Raw genomic sequence first — 18,339 nt, 5'->3', positions numbered from 1 at the left:
TACTTATTAGTCGTAAAAACAGATAGATAGGGATGGATTAGATTTTGCATTTAATTTGTCACAGATTATTAAAAGTAAAATCAGTAAAGGAGGGGCATTTTTGTTATTTACTGTTATCATTATGTTAAAGATTGTGCTCAGCAATTTATGCTTGGGTGACATATTGCGATAACAGGAAGAAGGTTTTATATGGATGCCACTTTTATCAAGATGGGAATAGTGCGTTTTTTTGGTATTTTAATTTTCGCAATACTGGCTTACATACCAGCATTTACCGCTATCGCTGTTCCGGTAGGTTTTACAGCAACAGGGCAGTTTAATAGCGCAACGATTGGCAGTGGTAATATTAGCTCACTGACTTTGACCTTGAATAATGGAACCGGTCAGTCGATTAGTGGTGTTGGCTTTGTGGCGACTATCGATGATTTAGCTATTTTAAATTTTGCCACCCCTAATAATATATCAACATCTTGTAGTGGCGGTTCTTATTCATTTACTACCACAGACTTTACCGCTGTTGATTATTTAATGACAGATGGCGAAAGTTGTTCGTTTACTTTTGATGTTAAAGGGGTGACCGTTAGCGATACCACTATTTCAGGCGTTACTGTTACTGGTCTTATATCAAGCGCTGGCCCTGGTACTAATCCTCCAGACTCAATTCTGTTAACCGTTGATATAAATTCCATTTCAGCCTCTTTAACCGCCGCTGAAAGTGAGCTGTCAGTGGGTAGTATTAACCGAATGACGTTAAATTTGAGTAATCTGCCTGTATATTTTACCGGTTTTTATAGAATGCCTTCTGGGACCATATTTTTGCCTGATGGTGTGTTATTAGCCTCTCCTGTTAATTTCAGCACTACTTGTGGCGCGCTAACTAATAATAATGCCTCTGGTAGCCAAACTTTTGCTTTACCGACCGGCCCGGCCGATGTATTTGAATGTGAACTTAGTTTCGATGTGAAAGCGGAATCTGCTGGGGTTAAAAATTTTTATAGTGGTTTATTAACTAATACTGCTAATAATCAACCCATAGGTAAAGTCAGTGCTAGTTATGAGTCAAAAATTGGATTTATAACCAGTGTATTTTCGCCAATAAATCTTGCTCCAGGTGGTACTGGTAGCATAGACGTTACGATTTTAAATACTGATCGTACCAATGATGCTACAAATATTGCTTTTACTAATGATTTAAATGCTGCGTTAACAGGTCTTGTGTCTACTGGCGATCTGGCCGATGTTTGTGGCTCAGGCTCAGCACTGACAGGGACGGGACTTTTATCATTTACTGGTGGCTCGTTAGCCGCAGGGTCAAGCTGCCAATTTAGTATAGCAATTGCAGTACCTAGTAACGCTACACCTGGCACGTATACCAATACGACTTCCGCTATCAGCTATGATCTTGACGGTAGTTCAGTGACTCCTTCAAACGCGCTAAGTTCTTTTAATGTTAATAGCGCACCCACTTTGAGCATTGATACCAAGCAATCAGGTGTTCAGGTTTCTGCAGTCGCAGCAGGGGAGGTATTCTCTGTTGAATATACTCTGACTAATATTGATGCTAATAATGCGGCCTCAGCGATTTCGTTTAGTCATGTGTTAGATAATTTGTCTGGTTTTACCGCAACTTTACCCGCTAACGATTTTTGTGGTACAGGGTCAGTTGCTAATTTTACAGCTACAACAACTAACGCACCACCTTTTGTCGCATTTACTGGCCTATCTTTGACTGCTGGTGACAATTGTGTTTTTTCGGTTGATTACACAGTTCCTGCTACGTTTAGTGCTGGTAATTACTTATTGTCGGTAGGTTCGATTACTGCATCGATAAATGCTATTTCTGTACAGTCTGAGTCGCCTTCCGCGAGTAAGATTTTTGGTATAAATACAGCGCCATCACTGCTGATGAGTTTTTCTCCCGCGGTTACAACACCTGGTGGTAGTTCAACTATTGACTTTGAAATTAGGCATAGTGACGGGTCAACATATGGCGCTACAGATATTGGTTTTAGTGTTGCTTTAGACTCTATTCTTTCAGGCCTGACGGTGCAAAGTTTACCAACCGATCCCTGTGGCGTTGGTTCTACAATTGTCGGAACAACGGATTTAATTTTATCTTCCGCATTATTAGGTATTGGTGAAAGTTGTGAATTTTCAGTGCCTGTGACTATTCCAGCTAATACTGTATCTGCAACTTATAGCTTTATTACTTCAGTATTAAGTGCCTCTATAAATTCGGCTACATTGACTTCACCGACCGTTTCTACTGATTTACAAATAACCAATTTTAGTGCTTCAAAAAGCTTTACCCCGGTCTCTTTAAAGGTGGGCACTGGTACAACGCTAAAATCTACCTATGTACTCAATAATGCAGATCCAGTTAATACCGTTTCAGCAATTCAGTTTAATGAAAATTTTGCCAATCTATATTCTGGTGTTACCGTTACTTCAGTAACACAAGCTGATGCCTGTGGGACAGGTTCGAGTGCCACTATTGCGGGTACTTCATTGTTTTTAATTAGTGGAGAACTAACGCCGTCAACTAGCTGCACCTTTGAAGTGTCGCTACTACTGCCTGCAAATATGCCGGCAAATGTTTATTCAAATGTCACTAGCGCTATAACCGCAACGGTAGGTGGTAATAATGTTAGTTTTGCTGCATTGACAGCAAATTTGACTGTTGATCAACTATCGACACTTACCTCTATTGACGTTAGTAGCCCTACCTCTGAAAGCACTGTTTTAATGTCGATAGCGTTTTCTGATGATGTTTTAGGTTTCGATATTTCAGATATTGTGGCAACTAATGCCACTCTTAGTAATTTTGTACCTATTACCGCTCGCACATTTAGCGTAGAAGTTATGCCGACAACTGACGGTGAGGTAACCTTAAATGTTGGCACTAATGCGGCACAAGATGCTGTGGATATTACTATTGAGTCGACAGCTGCAGTTCCGATCCGTTTCGTTTATCAAACAACTCCTTTAGCGCCAACTCCTAGTCTTACAATTAGTAGTCCTTCTCTATTTCTAACCAGTTCCAATGCTGTGACATTTGATATTGGTTACACCGATGTTGAAACAGTCAATTTAACTGAGACAGCAATCAGTCTTAATAAAACCGGTGATGCAAATGCAACCGTTACTGTTTTAAATGGTGGAACTAGTTCAGCGGTTGTTTCGTTAAGTGGCTTCACTGGTAATGGTTCTTTAGGGATCAATATTGCAGCGGATACGGCACGCTTTAGTACTAATTTAGCACCAGCAGCTGGGCCATCAACTGTTTTTGTGGTGGATACTAAAAAACCTATCGTAACTCTTAGTACCCTAGCGGCAGATCAGACAAGTGATTTTACTTTAACTATTGTATTTGACGAAAATGTATCAGGTTTTGATATAGGTGATATTTCTGTTATCAACGGCAGTTTGTCGAATTTCCAGACTATAGACGCTAAAAATTATACTGTTTTAGTCAGTGCGTCTGGTGAAACTACAGTAGCGCTTAGTATTTTAGATAGTGCATCGACCGATGCTGCAGGTAATGGTAATACTGCTTCTAATACATTAAATATTAATTACGATGATTTATTACCCTCGGTTAGTATTAGTGGCCCATCAGGAACAGTTATTGCTGGATTTAGCGCCACAATTAATTTCAGTGAAGTTGTAAGTGGTTTCGATGTAAGTGACATCCAAACTACTAACGCAAACCTGTCATCTTTTACCAATATAAATGGAATGCAATATACGGTTGATGTTAATCCAATTGCACAATCAAGTGTTGGGCTAGCTATTAATGCAGGTGTTGCTACTGATGCTTTAGGCAACGCTAATACTTCAGCAGTTAATTATGCTGTGATTTATGACTTTAATGATGCACCTGTTATTGGCGGCGCACCGGCTACGTCAGTAGACGAAGACAGTGCTTATAGCTTCATACCAACGGCAAGTGATGACGACAGCACGGATACGTTAAGCTTCAGCATTATCAATAAACCGACCTGGGCCACATTTAATTCTGCTAATGGATCGTTAACGGGTACACCTACCAATGGCGATGTGGGCACAACAGCCGGTATCGTGATTGGGGTTAGTGACAGTACAGTCACCACTAACTTAGCGGCTTTTAGCATCACAGTAGTGAATACCAATGATGCACCGGTTATCACAGGTTCGCCTGTCACTTCAGTTGATGAAGACAGTGCTTACAATTATACCCTAGTGGTGAGTGATGCAGATGTTGGCGATATATTAACTTATTCTGCTGTCACTAAACCTGATTGGTTAAGCTTTAACATTGCCACAGGAGTATTAAACGGAACACCAACCAACGCTGAAGTGGGTAGCCATGCGGTGACCTTAAAAGCAACTGATACTGCCGGTTTAACCGCAGAGCAGAGCTTCAGCATCAGTGTTAATAATGTTAATGATGCACCGGTGATCAGTTCTACTGTGATTACTGCAGCCACCCAAGATGCGGCTTATAGTTATACCTTGGTGGCGAGCGATGCCGATGTTGGTGATACGTTAACCTATGCCGCTGTGACTAAGCCCGATTGGTTAAGCTTTAACATTGCTACAGGCTTGTTAAACGGAACACCAACCAACGCGGAAGTGGGTAGCCATGCGGTGACCTTAAAAGTAACTGATACTGCTGGTTTAACAGCAGAGCAGAGTTTCAATATCAGTGTTAATAATGTTAATGATGCACCTGTGATTAGTTCTACTGCGATTACTGCGGCCACCCAAGATGCGGTTTATAGTTATACCCTGGTGGCGAGTGATGCAGATGTTGGCGATATATTAACTTATTCTGCTGTCACTAAACCTGATTGGTTAAGCTTTAACATTGCCACTGGCTTGTTAAACGGAACACCAACCAACGCGGAAGTGGGTAGCCATGCGGTGACCTTAAAAGTAACTGATACTGCCGGTTTAACCGCAGAGCAGAGCTTCAGTATTAGTGTTAATAATGTTAATGATGCACCTGTGATCAGTTCTACTGCGATTACTGCGGCCAGCCAAGATGCGGCTTATAGTTATACCTTGGTGGCGAGCGATGCAGATGTTGGTGATACGTTAACCTATGCCGCTGTGACTAAGCCTGATTGGTTAAGCTTTAACATTGCCACAGGCTTGTTAAACGGAACACCAACCAACGCGGAAGTGGGTAGCCATGCGGTGACCTTAAAAGTAACTGATACTGCTGGTTTAACAGCAGAGCAGAGTTTCAGCATCAGTGTTAATAATGTTAATGATGCACCAGTGATCAGTTCTACTGCGATTACTGCGGCCACCCAAGATGCGGCTTATAGTTATACCCTGGTGGCGAGCGATGCAGATGTTGGTGATACGTTAACCTATGCCGCTGTGACTAAGCCTGATTGGTTAAGCTTTAACATTGCCACAGGGGAATTAAACGGAACACCAACCAACGCTGAAGTGGGTAGCCATGCGGTGACCTTAAAAGTAACTGATACTGCCGGTTTAACAGCAGAGCAGAGCTTCAGCATCAGTGTTGAAAATATCAACGATGCGCCAGAAATCAGTGGCTCTCCGCTGTTGTCGATTGATCAAGATGAAAGTTATATCTTTACCCCTGTTGTGGTTGATGCTGATGATTTAGATGTGCTTAGCTTTATGGTTGCCAACAAACCTGCTTGGGCACAATTTAATATTACCGATGGTACATTAAGTGGTATTCCCACTAATGCTGACGTTGGTGTGACTTCAGATATTATGATTTCAGTATCAGACGGTACTATTCAAGTTGATTTGCCGGTATTTAATATCGAAGTTGTTAATGTGAATGATGCACCTACATTTGAATCTGATCCGGTACTTGAAACTAGTGTATTAGCACCTTACCAGTATGACGTGCTTGTATCGGATATTGATGTTGATGCTTCTTTAACCTTGATCATTGTGACCGCGCCTGAATGGTTATCTCTTAACAGCTTAAATCAATTAGTTGGTACGCCACCTGTAGAGGCTGCTGATACAAATGTAAGTATTGTGTTGAGCGTGACTGATGGCATTATCGATACACCGATCCAACAAAGTTTTGAACTTAACATTACTCAGCCTACTGATACTGAGCTAGACGTTACGTTTTACTTTTCCCCAGCACCAGCAATAGTCGGCCAAAAAGTTAACTTGGTGATTGATGTTGTTAATACCGGTTATACCGCTGCTATAGGGCTTAAATACCATATTACCTTTGCCAGCGAGCTTTCCCTTGATGCATTGCCTAGTGAGTGTATTGAGACGAAGGTGGGTGTTTTAGATTGTGTTATTACACAGGAATTAGCAATTGGGCAAAAGTTAACTCGTATTGTTGGCTTAACAGTTGGCAATGTTGACTCTGGTTTTAGTTCTGCTGAAATAACTGTGAGTGGTGACAATTTAAGTGATGCCATATTTAGCAATCAAACAACCATTTTATTAGCTAATTCCTTATCTATATTACCGGGCAAAGTGCTAATCAGTGTTCCCTCTAGCTTGGGTTATGCGGTAGATATGAACGATGATATGTTCAGCGATTTACTGGTTTATCTACCTAATGAGATGGCGATTCAAGTGATGCTAAATGATGGCTTAGGTCAGTTAATACCTGATGTAAAAATCATGTTGAGTGGCACTATTACCTCTTTAACGGCTACCGATATCAATTTAGATGGCAATGTTGATATTCTCACCACTGGCGGTGCGACAGCAAGTAACCGTGTTTACTTATTAGATGACCAGTTCGATATCACTGCCACTGAATTTTTAGATGATGTGAAGGCTGATATTATATTAATTGCTGATTTTGACTCTGATGGTAATTATGAAGTGGTGTTAGCTGGAATTTATCAACCTGAAGTAGCAATATATTCGGGTGTAGGCAGCGGTGCTACTAGTGTTACCTTATTACCAATAGCGGTTTCATTACCGCTCGTTGAGCGCCGAAAAACGTGCCCAACAGATTTCCTCTGCAGCTAGCGTGTCATCACAAGTTGCTTCTGGGGTAACAACACTATCGGCAGTCAATATCGATGGCGTCACTAAGCTTTTAGTCGGCTTGGACAATCAGAAGCCATTGTTATTTACTGTTGAGGAAACGGTATGGACAGGAAGTGCTGTGGTATCACTTTCACAAAACGCTCAACGCATGATCAGTGCTGATTTAGACCATAATCAGCAAGCAGATGTCTTTATGCTTCAAGATGATGGTTGGCACTTAATTCTTAATGCATTTGAAAGTGACTTTGTTAACAGCAGTGTGGTTTTCCCCAAAGCTACTGATATTATTGTGACTGATTTAAACGATGATAATGTTGCAGAGCTTTTGTTAGTGATGCCTCAAGGCGTCAGCATTTGGCACTATTACGGCCCAGAGGATATTCGTCCTGATAATTTTGTTATTCAGACCAATGAACTTGTTTCTGTTGCTGTGATTGATATTAATAATGACGGTCTTTTAGATATCGTTACTTTTGATAAGCAAACAGGCGTGTCTATTTGGTACCTAAGTGTTGGCGGCAATGCTGGACCGGAAGATGTCGATTTAGCGTTAACCAGTCTCATTGCGAGTTATCCAAAAGTTGATCAAGCCGTAAGTGTGACTTGGTCTGTTTACAACCTCAGTAAAGCGAGTGCCAGTGAAGTTGAATTAACTGCAACTATGGATGTAGGATTATCAACGGTACAGTTACCTAATAACTGTGGCGTAGCGGCTAAAGTGATTACTTGTAAGTTGGGGGGAATTGCGGCAGGTAAGTCTAAAGATGTCATATTTAGTGTTCGCCCACAAAATGCAGGTAACTTATCTTTGATCGGTGAGGTGACAAGTCTAGAATATGACCTTAATAGCAACAACAATAAGCATGATGCAAGCTTTGATGTGTTCGCGCCTCAAAAATCTGATGGTGGTAGCATACCGCTTTGGGTTGTAATAGCATTGTTGTTAATGGCTATCTTTAAAACGAATATGATACGTATTCGATAGTCTTAGTGTTTTATTTTTAGCCAAAATTAATGATGCAGAGGAGTTAATCCCTGCATCATTTTCATTATTTTATAGGACCTGATGATTTTTTTGAGTTGTCAGCGATGTTTTTAGGGATACATAGATGTTAAGTTTTCGTTTGTCACGCCTTGTTTTAGCAACGAGTTTATTTTTCAGTTGCAGTGTTGTTGATCTAAATGCGGCAAATGAACCGTTCAACTTACCCTCTCAAAACCCCAATGGCTTGCTTGAATTAATGGGTAAACTAGAATCAGCTAGAGATCCTAAATGCCATGCTACCGCTACTCGGCTTGAAGGATTAATTTATGGTACGCCACTGACAGACGATGCCCGCTACTTAAAAGCAGAATACCAACAGATTTTAATCCGCGATATTTGGCATCAAGCTGCAATACTGAATCCCACCGCAGAAAGCCTATCTTTAACGCAAATAAAATCAGTATCAGATAAATTATTTAACACGACTCTGTCAGATGGACGCTGGAAAGTAACTACACCGGCTATTTCTGTCGATATCGATAAACGCGATCAAAGCCATTATGGTTCAATAGCCTATAGTTTACGTGCGATGCTAGCGGTTCAGCAGGAAGCTTTGTTAGATCTTGACCGCGACCTTCCAATATTAACGGATGAGGCGACTCAATTTATAACCGATCAAATTGATTTAGTGACGCTGTCATTACTAAAACAAGCTGACAATTTAGCCAGAACTAACAATCAATATGATGTCAGCAAAGAAACCTTGTCTAAAACTTGGCATATTTTGTTTCCTGATTTTACATCTGATTCAGCGAGCAAAAAAAATAACAAAAGTGTAAGTTCATTGGCAAATCGCGCCCAACATTCAGGTTTGTTATCACAGCTTATTGAACAAAAAATTACTGCCTTTGATCAATATAATCAAGTTAATCAAACATTGTTTGCCCGCAATCTACAGGTATATTTTGCCAAATTGGCACTTCCTGAAAATGATAGCGAATCAGCAGAGTTTAAACGTTACTTTACAGAGGCAATGATTGCCTTCAGTGCTAATTTCTATTTGTTATCGCAAACTCAAGCGGTAGACAGTAATGTGATTAAAGAAGCTGATGTCGCAAAAGCTATGCAACTGCTTTTACCCCATGATGTTAATGAATATGAAGATGTGATCTTTTTCCCACAGTATCCGCAAGACCAGCAAGTTGTGATTGAGTCTTACGATATGGATTCTTTTAGAGATTCAGGTTTGCATTGGTTGTACTTAAAAGAAGCACTATCTGATTTAGGTGATCGGGTGAAGTTAGAAGCTGACCCTTTCGCAGCAGAACTTTTGTCTGAAGCCATTGCTCACTATGGCGTTTTATTGTTACGTACCGCTGGGCAACAGGGGAAGAATAGCAAGCAAACTAGGTTATCAGCAGGTTTAGTGACTTTAGCATATGAAACGATTAATGAAGAAGTGAGTACTTATCATAAATATCAGCCAGAGCAATTAGCTATTCCTATGATTGTATCAGCGGGTAGTGAAGAAACGTCAACAACACGTTATTTTGAAAATGTTACTGCCAAACAAAAGGTCAATTTCGAACATCGAACATCGGATTGGTTGAGCCGTCAATTACGCAGTTATTTGGATAAAGGTGCTAATACTGGCATTTCAACCATACCTCCAGCATTTGGTGGCGGTGGCGTTGCAACTGAAGATATTAATGGTGATGGTTTAGTTGATATTTTTATCTTGAGTGGACTGGGTAATAAACTTTATGTTAACCGGGGTGATAGTTTTGAGGATGTCACTATTCAATCGGGCTTAAGTAACGTTAGTCAACGTAAGGGCTCTAGCGCATCAAAAATACTCGCAGGAGAGCCTAGACAGCCATTAATTGCCGATTGGGATAACGATGGCGATCAAGACTTAATGATCACTTATGTTGATGAGCCTCACCGCATTTATAGTAACAATGGCGATGGCAGTTTTACTGACGTTACCACGATAGCTAAGTTGGGTGGTGCTGGTAAGGTTGGTGGGCCTGCAACCACCTTAGATGTTAACAATGATGGTTTATTAGATATCTACATAGAGTATTTTGGTAATTACCTCAAAGGCGATTTGCCCACCTTAAAACGCCGCAATGAAAATGGCGGTGTCAATGAGTTATATATTAACAAAGGCAATTTTGTTTTCGAGCAAGCCAAAGATGCCTTAGGTGCTAATAATGCAGGATGGGGACAGGCTGTAACACATGCTGATCTTAATATGGATGGCTGGCAGGATCTTATTGTCGGTAATGATTTTGGGGTCAATGCTTACTATATTAATCAACAAGGTAAAGGTTTTGTTGATTATGCTGGTAAGTTAGGCACAGGTAAACCGTCTTATACAATGAACATTGGTTTAAGCGATCTTAATCAAGATGGTATTGCTGATGTGTATATTTCAAACATTGTGACCATGAATAAAGATCAAAAATATGTGTTACCTAGTGAAGATACCCAAGCAGAATTTAACCCTGATAAATTAGCTAATATGCGTGTTGTAGAAGGCAACGATCTGTTCATGTCCAGTTTGACAAGCAAAGGTGCTTTGAAGTACCAAGCCAGTGATAAAGTGGGCAGGGGCTATTCATCAACTGGTTGGGCATGGGATGCAGATTTTTTTGATGTTGATAACGACGGCGATGAAGATCTTTATGTGTTAAATGGTATGAATGATTATTATGTTTATTCGACCAATAATCCTTATTATGCTGACCCTCATACGGGCGAAAACCTGAATGCAATCTTTCCTGATGCTGCCAAGGCCAGTAATGTGTTTTTTCTTAATAATGCCGGTGGCTTAATCAATATGTCTGAACAAAGTGGGCTCGATTTTGTTGCCAATTCACGTTCAGCCTCTTATTTTGATTTTGACAATGATGGTGATTTAGACATAATCGTTAATAACTATCACGATAAAGCACAACTATTTGAAAATAAAGCTGAATCTCTTAATAATAATTGGTTAAAACTGCGTCTTGAAGGTTCGCCAAGTGACGGTGTAAACCTAGACGGTATAGGGGCTCAAATTATTATAGGTTTTGGGGATAAAGGTTATGGGTGGCGACAAGTAAGTGGTAGCCAAGGTTATATGTCCGTGCACCCCAAAGAGCAAGTATTTGGCCTAGGTAAACAAAATACCGCAAGAGTGATGGTCATATGGCCAAATGGTAAGCGTCAAGCATTTGAAAATTTAGCGGCGAATAAGTCCTACACTATAAAATATCGTGCAGCAGCGGTGCAATAATGCGTGTTATTGTTGCGTTATTACTACTTTGCAGTAACGGCATTTTTTCTGCCAGTTATGAGCAGTCTTTTGAATCACGAAAAAGTTGGTTTGAACAACGTCAGCTGCTTGAGAGTGCATTAAAAGAAGGTGATAAACCTAAATATGTTAATAGCTTAATTGGCGCTGATTCTCCTTATTTACTCAGCCATGCACTGCAACCGGTAAATTGGTTGCAGTGGCAATCTCGTTTTGAAAATGATTTTGCAAGCGAAAACAAATTAATCTTTATCTCTATTGGTTATGAAACCTGTCATTGGTGCCATGTTATGGCGCAAGAAAGCTTTAATTCCGAAGCTGTTGCCGCTGTTCTGAATCAGCACTTCGTGAATATTAAAGTTGATAGAGAACAATGGCCCTTAGTCGACAACCGTTACAAGCTTGCTTTGGAATGGTTAAAAGGCGAAGCCGGTTGGCCAATTAATGTTATTTTAACCCCAGAGGGCCACATTCTGTGGGCTGACTCTTACTTACCACAAGCTAAATTACTAAAAGTGCTAAATGCTTTGACCCATCGCTGGCAAACAAAACCGGCGACAATTCGACATACCGCAGCCAATATTTCAGCTCAACTTAATTCACTTGCTGAGCCTGCTGTTATTAATAATATTAATGTTAATAAAGTGGTTGATGAGGTGTACCTTCAAGCTGGGTATTCATTGCAAAATGAAGCTAAACAAGGTGGCCCTAGATTCATCCGAGAGTATTGGTTATTAGGATTATTGCAAAAATATTTTGAGCACAATGATAAGTCAGCATTGGCGTTAGTCACCCATCATGTTGATTCCTTGTTAATGAGTCCGACCTATGATGGCATCAATGGTGGTTTTCATCGTTATGCCGTTGATGGGGCATGGCTTAAGCCACATTTTGAAAAGATGCTTTATACCCAAGCTTTTATGATAAAAGTTTTGGCTCAGTTATATATCGCCACAGCAGAGATTAAATATCGCATTGCCATGGAGCAGACTATCGATTGGGTTGAAACCGCATTGATACAAAAAGGGGGGCGCTCCTCCGCTATGTCTGCGGTCTCTGATGGTTTTGAAGGAGGTTACTATTACTTTGGTACTGATGTTAAAGCTGATTTAGATTTGGCAGGCTTTAGCCTTGTGGGCAATCAAAGTTCTGGTTTGGTGGCATTAACAGATTTGAATAAAGATTGGACCAATAATGAAGCGCATCGTCGGTTAATTATCAAACGTAAGCAAAATGTAGCCCCACTGGTTGATGAAAAAATTATAGTTAGCTGGAATGCTATGTATATAACAGCATTGCTCGAAGCTTATAGTGCCACTGATAACAAGCAGTTTTTAAACCTTTCCATAAAAGCTGCTGGTGAACTTTGGCAAACAGCATTTGTTGGCCAAAAAATGCATAGAATTGTATTTCAAGGGCGTGCCAGCATAGATGCTACGTTAGAGGATTTTGCTTGGATGGCACAGGTTTTTACTCAACTAAGCTTTTATGAAGATTGGCCAACAAGAGTGCAAAGTACTCATGATAGCGATGCTATTAAGCTAGTGAGCCATAGAGAACGTGCCAAATGGCTACTAGATCAGCTTGTGATTAAGTATCAGTTTTCACTGGTTCAAGCTCTCGATCGTGATGGTGAAGTCCCTTCAGTGTATTCAAGTGTTTATCAAGCTATGGCATTAGGTTATCAAAGTTTCAGTGAAAAAAAATATGCTGACATTGCCAAAGAATTAATTAATAAACACGCCGATAGCCCTAAAAGTATTGCAGATAACTTTAGTTTTTGGGCGTCAGTAAAGGGGTATCAATCTAATACTGTGTTGAGCCATCGTTATTTTGCAAGAGGCCATGGCAAGGTGACGACTTCAAACAATGAAAGTGGGGTGCTAATAGAAGTTGATTTAGAGCCAGGTTGGCACGTTAATGCTAATCCTAGTTCGAATGAAAAGTTAATCGCGACAAATGTGGAAGTGCTTGAGCTGCCAGAGTTATTCAGTGTTGATTATCCAAAACCAATATTACGCCATCTTGGATTTAGCCAAACAGAGTTGGCGCTATACCAAGACAAAACTAATATTATTATAAAATTAGCGGATGTGGCTAATTCGGTCCCTATATCAATCAACAAGCCAATTAACCTCAAAGTGACACTTCAAGCTTGTTCAGATTCATTATGTTTACTCCCTGAAGAGTTCATTTTAATCTCAAAATAACTGCTGAATATAGTCGAGAAGTTTGAGGCTATTATTTGCATTAAATAATACTTGATCAGAATATTGAGCCTTGTCTTCCTCAGACGGTTAATAAGAGATTTATTCACTCTATCTTTGCTTGATGCTTGGCGGTCTATTACAATTGCTCACATCAGTTTTAGTGCTAACTTGGTGAATGTCTTTGAAGATTTTAGTGACGGGTGGAGCAGGTTTTATTGGCTCGGCCTTAGTGCGTTTTATAATTGAGCATACCCAAGATGAAGTCGTTAATGTTGATAAACTCACCTATGCGGGTAACTTAGCGTCTTTACAATCTGTGAGTAATAACCCGCGTTATCATTTTGAGCTGGTCGACATTTGTAATCGTGCTGAGTTAGATCGTGTTTTTGCTGAACATCAGCCTGATTTTATTATGCATTTAGCCGCTGAAAGTCATGTTGACCGTTCAATTACTGGACCCAGTGATTTTATTCAAACCAATATTGTCGGCACTTTTACGTTGTTGGAGGCAGCACGTGAATACTGGCAAACACTCGTCCTTGCTAAACAGAATCAATTTCGTTTTCACCATATTTCTACCGATGAAGTGTTTGGTGACTTACCTCATCCTGATGATGTATGTGCTGATCAAGTTGCCTATTTACCTAAATTCACTGAACAAACATCTTATGCACCCAGTAGCCCTTATGCAGCATCAAAAGCATCCAGTGATCATTTAGTTCGTGCATGGTGCCGCACCTATGGCTTGCCAACGATTGTGAGTAATTGTTCGAATAATTATGGTCCTTACCACTTTCCTGAGAAGTTAATTCCACTGGTTATTTTAAATGCAATAGAGGGTAAAGATTTACCGATTTATGGTAAAGGCGATCAAATTCGTGATTGGTTATATGTCGAAGACCACGCTAGGGCACTGTATAAAGTGGTGACTGAAGGTAAGGTGGGTGAGACCTACAATATTGGTGGCCATAATGAGCAACGCAATATCGATGTAGTGAAGGCTATTTGTGGTATTTTAGATGCTCTTTTGCCTAAAGAGACTTCTTACGCTGAACAAATTACTTATGTCACAGACAGACCCGGTCATGACCGTCGTTATGCTATTGATGCCACCAAAATAAGCCATGAATTGAACTGGCAACCACAAGAAACCTTTGCAACAGGTTTACGTAAAACCATCGAATGGTATTTAACCCACCAAGGCTGGTGTCAACATGTGCAAGATGGTCGTTATCAAGGTGAGCGTTTAGGCCTTAATTCTTGATAACGGTTGATTAAATACTGGCTTATGTCACGTTGAAAATGAGAGGGGTTATGAAAGGCATTATTTTAGCGGGTGGAACGGGTACGCGTTTATATCCTCTTACTCGTGGAATATCCAAGCAGTTGCTGCCGGTTTATGATAAACCGATGATTTATTATCCTTTATCAACCTTAATGTTGGCGGGTATAAGAGATATTCTTATTATCACTACCGCTGAAGATAAACACAGTTTTGAACGTCTTTTGGGTGATGGTTCAGATTATGGTATTTGCCTAAGTTACGCAATCCAAGCGTCACCAGATGGCATAGCACAAGCTTTTATCATTGGTGAATCGTTTATTGGTAATGATAATGTTTGCTTGGTATTAGGGGATAATATTTTTTATGGACAGTCATTTAGCCATACCCTTAAACAAGCTGTAAGTAAGCCGTTCGGCGCAACAATATTTGGTTATCAGGTGAAAGATCCTGAGCGATTTGGCGTGGTAGAGTTTGATCCGCAAATGAATGCTATTTCGATTGAAGAGAAACCACTAAAGCCTAAGTCGAGTTACGCGCTTACTGGGCTGTATTTTTATGATAATCGTGTGGTTGAGTTTGCTAAGGCGCTTACACCCTCAGCCAGACATGAGCTTGAAATAACCGATTTAAATCAACGGTATTTAGATGATGCAAGTTTATCAGTTGAGCTGTTAGGTCGAGGTTTTGCCTGGCTGGATACGGGAACTCATGAAAGCTTGCACCAGGCGTCTTCTTTTGTACAAACCATTGAAGCCGTGCAAGGATTAAAGGTGGCGTGTTTAGAAGAAATTGCTTGGCGTAATGGTTGGCTTTCTGACGATGACCTTTGCCGAATTGCGCAGCCATTATTGAAAAATGAATACGGCCAATACCTACTACGTTTGATTGAGGAAGTAAGATAGTGCGTTTGTTGATCACTGGAGCCAATGGTCAGCTGGGGCGATCGCTAGTCGCATATTTGCACTGCGTTATGATGCCTCATGTTGAAGTATTAGCGTTAACAAAGCAGCAGTTAGATATTTCAAACCTTGATGCCGTTGAATTGGTCATGGCAAAGTTTTTACCCAATTATATTATCAATACCGCAGCTTATACCGCTGTTGATAGGGCTGAAAATGATGTTGAGTTAGCCTATGCAATTAATTGTGATGGGGCGAAAAATTTAGCCCAAGCGGCCAATGGCATTGGTGCGACAATATTACATGTCTCAACCGATTATGTTTTTGCTGGTGATAAGCTCGGCGAATATCAAGAAGACGATATTACCAGTCCTTTAAGTGTGTATGGCGAAAGTAAACTCGCTGGTGAAGTTGCTGTAATGCAATCTAACCCTAAGCATATTATTTTGCGTACCGCTTGGATGTTCAGTGAATATGGCAATAATTTTGTCCGCACTATATTAGGTTTAAGTCAGGATAAACCCACTTTACATATTGTTGATGATCAGTTTGGTGGCCCTACTTATGCGGGACATGTTGCACAGACTTTGATTTCGATTATGCTGCAATTAGATACTAATACAGCTCATACACTAGGTGCTCAGCGTGGCCAAAATGAGCATATTAATAACACTCTTTATGGCGTGTATCATTTCTCAGGTTTGCCCCATGTGAGTTGGTATCAATTTGCGCAAAAGATAGTTCAACAAAAGATTGTGAATGATCACAAACAGACTGAAAATCATCGCATAGCAACAAAGTTGAACCTTGCTGAATTAAAGCCAATTAGCACAAATGAGTATCCTGTCGCCGCAAAACGACCGCACAATAGTAAATTACATTGTCAAAAAATCACTGACACATTCGGCATTCATCCCAGTGACTGGATATCGGCTTTATCTAAGGTTGTGACTGTATTAGCCCCGCTTGCATTAGAGGATGATACTTCGCAGATAAGATTTACTCCTCCAATTAAGTCCGAGAAAGAGCAATAAATGAACGTGATTGAAACTAATATAGCCGGTGTAAAAATCATTGAGCCAAAGGTGTTTGGTGATGACAGAGGCTATTTCTGCGAAACCTGGAATCAACAACAGTTTGAGACATTAGTTGCAGGCAAGCCAACTCATTTTGTACAAGATAATCATTCTAAGTCGGTAAAAGGCACCTTGCGCGGATTACATTTCCAGCGTCAGCAGACTCAAGGTAAGTTAATTCGAGTCATATCAGGTGAAATATTTGATGTTGCCGTTGATATTCGCACTGACTCGCCGACATATGGGCAATGGGTTGGGGTGTTGCTTTCAGCTGACAATAAACGCCAAGTTTGGATCCCTGCCGGTTTTGCCCACGGTTTTTATGTACTAAGTGATTCGGCAGAATGTGTTTATAAATGTACTGATTATTATCATCCACAATCAGAAGAAACCATTTTGTGGAATGATGCTCATCTAGATATCAAGTGGCCTGTAAATGATGCACCTTTATTATCTGACAAAGATCAACATGGACAGTTGTTTAAAAATATTAGGCCACTTGTTTGACTAAAGCTCGATCCCGGCCCAAAAGCATTACCGGGATGACGGTGGGTGGAAGCATTACCGCTATGACGGTAGGTGGATGCGTTATCGATATGACGATAGGTGGAAGCATTACCGGGATGACGGTGGGTGGACGTTACCGAGATGATGGTAGTTGGTGTATTGGCTGTATGACTGCAGATGCGGTATTACCAATATGATTACCGGTTTGATGTTTTTCTTCGTCATCCCCGAGATCCTTTATCGGGGATCTCGATTTTAGGTATTTTGTATGAAGACTAGATCCCGGCCCAGAAGCATTACCGGGATGACGGTGGGGGATGCATTGCCTGTATGACTGCCGACGCAGCATTACCTATATGTCTGCCGGTTTGATGTTTTTTCTTCGTCATCCCCGAGATCTGTTATCGGGGATCTCGATTTTAGATATTTTGTATGAATACTGGATCCCGGCCCAGAAGCATTACCGGGATGACGGTGGGTGCATTACCTGGGTGATGCTAGGTGGAAGCGTTACCGAGATGATGGTAGTTGGTGCATTGCCTGTATGACGCTGAGTGGACACATTACCAATATGATTACCGGTTTGATGTTTTTCTTCCTCATCCCCGAGATATTTTATCGGGGATCTCGATCTTGGTAGTTGGCCGGTAGTGGCCGATATTGTACGTAGAGCATTTGATTTGAAGGCATATTGTAGGATTTAAAGTAGATCATCATAAAGATCAACCCTGTAAGGGTTATTTTTCTCTATCAATTTGATTTTCCAATCTCGATGCCATTTTTTAAGTTGTTTCTCACGAGTGATGGCTTGATAAATATCATCATGAACTTCAAAATAAACTAATTTCTTGGTGTTATATTTTTTACTAAATCCATCACACACGTTATTTTTGTGTTCATATATACGCTTTATGAGTGAAGACGTTACCCCTATATAAAGAGTGCCGTTAGGTTTGTTGGTGAGTATATAAACGTATGATTGCTGATCCATAGCAGTGAAAACCTATCCATAGTTAGCGTGTTTTCTGGTTATTATGGTAGTTGATAAAATTGCTTTTGGCATATAGCGGT

At 40.5% G+C, this 18,339-nt stretch carries 10 protein-coding genes; 9 read left to right on the top strand and 1 reads right to left on the bottom strand.

Features of this window, described 5'->3' with window-relative positions; translation table 11 throughout:
• Positions 1-189: 189 nt before the first annotated feature.
• From ACRWQN_RS15020 to ACRWQN_RS14980, 9 genes are all read left to right on the top strand, one after another.
• Entirely contained in the window at positions 190-6,984 is a 6,795-nt protein-coding gene (locus ACRWQN_RS15020) for a putative Ig domain-containing protein (RefSeq protein WP_434938632.1), read from the top strand.
• A gap of 1 nt (position 6,985) precedes the next feature.
• Positions 6,986-7,990, top strand: a complete 1,005-nt coding sequence (locus ACRWQN_RS15015) for an FG-GAP-like repeat-containing protein (RefSeq protein ID WP_434938630.1) — start codon at positions 6,986-6,988, stop codon at positions 7,988-7,990.
• A gap of 124 nt (positions 7,991-8,114) precedes the next feature.
• Entirely contained in the window at positions 8,115-11,273 is a 3,159-nt protein-coding gene (locus ACRWQN_RS15010) for a CRTAC1 family protein (protein WP_434938629.1), read from the top strand.
• Positions 11,273-13,501, top strand: coding sequence for a DUF255 domain-containing protein (locus ACRWQN_RS15005; protein WP_434938627.1), 2,229 nt, complete (start codon positions 11,273-11,275; stop codon positions 13,499-13,501). The genes ACRWQN_RS15010 and ACRWQN_RS15005 overlap by 1 nt, the downstream gene beginning before the upstream one ends.
• A gap of 181 nt (positions 13,502-13,682) precedes the next feature.
• The gene (rfbB, locus tag ACRWQN_RS15000; RefSeq protein ID WP_434940671.1) at positions 13,683-14,765 is read left to right on the top strand and encodes a dTDP-glucose 4,6-dehydratase; all 1,083 of its coding nucleotides are present in this window, start codon (positions 13,683-13,685) and stop codon (positions 14,763-14,765) included.
• Between the two features lie 50 nt (positions 14,766-14,815).
• Positions 14,816-15,688, top strand: coding sequence for a glucose-1-phosphate thymidylyltransferase RfbA (gene rfbA / locus ACRWQN_RS14995; RefSeq protein WP_434938625.1), 873 nt, complete (start codon positions 14,816-14,818; stop codon positions 15,686-15,688).
• On the top strand, positions 15,688-16,719 hold the full coding sequence (rfbD, locus tag ACRWQN_RS14990; RefSeq protein ID WP_434938623.1) for a dTDP-4-dehydrorhamnose reductase: 1,032 nt from the start codon (positions 15,688-15,690) through the stop codon (positions 16,717-16,719). The genes rfbA and rfbD overlap by 1 nt, the downstream gene beginning before the upstream one ends.
• The gene (rfbC, locus tag ACRWQN_RS14985; protein WP_434938621.1) at positions 16,720-17,268 is read left to right on the top strand and encodes a dTDP-4-dehydrorhamnose 3,5-epimerase; all 549 of its coding nucleotides are present in this window, start codon (positions 16,720-16,722) and stop codon (positions 17,266-17,268) included.
• 35 nt (positions 17,269-17,303) lie between these two features.
• Positions 17,304-17,465 (top strand): hypothetical protein, encoded by a 162-nt coding sequence (locus ACRWQN_RS14980; protein ID WP_434938619.1) that lies wholly within the window; start codon positions 17,304-17,306, stop codon positions 17,463-17,465.
• A gap of 503 nt (positions 17,466-17,968) precedes the next feature.
• Here ACRWQN_RS14980 and ACRWQN_RS14975 read toward each other — a convergent pair.
• The gene (locus tag ACRWQN_RS14975; RefSeq protein ID WP_434926770.1) at positions 17,969-18,259 is read right to left on the bottom strand and encodes a GIY-YIG nuclease family protein; all 291 of its coding nucleotides are present in this window, start codon (positions 18,257-18,259) and stop codon (positions 17,969-17,971) included.
• Positions 18,260-18,339 lie beyond the last annotated feature (80 nt).

The sequence above is a fragment of the Shewanella sp. HL-SH8 genome, from assembly GCF_051165765.1.
GTDB lineage: Bacteria > Pseudomonadota > Gammaproteobacteria > Enterobacterales > Shewanellaceae > Shewanella > Shewanella glacialimarina.
The sequence above is the reverse complement of the archived record's forward strand: the minus strand, read 5'-3'. Positions and strand labels throughout refer to the sequence as shown.

Bases quoted from the DNA above. Each gene is read 5' to 3' on its own strand.
- ACRWQN_RS15020 (WP_434938632.1), top strand. From the start codon at position 190: ATGGATGCCACTTTTATCAAGATGGGAATAGTGCGTTTTTTTGGTATT.
- ACRWQN_RS15010 (WP_434938629.1), top strand. From the start codon at position 8,115: ATGTTAAGTTTTCGTTTGTCACGCCTTGTTTTAGCAACGAGTTTATTT.
- ACRWQN_RS15005 (WP_434938627.1), top strand. From the start codon at position 11,273: ATGCGTGTTATTGTTGCGTTATTACTACTTTGCAGTAACGGCATTTTT.
- rfbA (WP_434938625.1), top strand. From the start codon at position 14,816: ATGAAAGGCATTATTTTAGCGGGTGGAACGGGTACGCGTTTATATCCT.
- rfbC (WP_434938621.1), top strand. From the start codon at position 16,720: ATGAACGTGATTGAAACTAATATAGCCGGTGTAAAAATCATTGAGCCA.
- ACRWQN_RS14980 (WP_434938619.1), top strand. From the start codon at position 17,304: ATGACGGTGGGTGGAAGCATTACCGCTATGACGGTAGGTGGATGCGTT.
- ACRWQN_RS14975 (WP_434926770.1), bottom strand. From the start codon at position 18,259: ATGGATCAGCAATCATACGTTTATATACTCACCAACAAACCTAACGGC.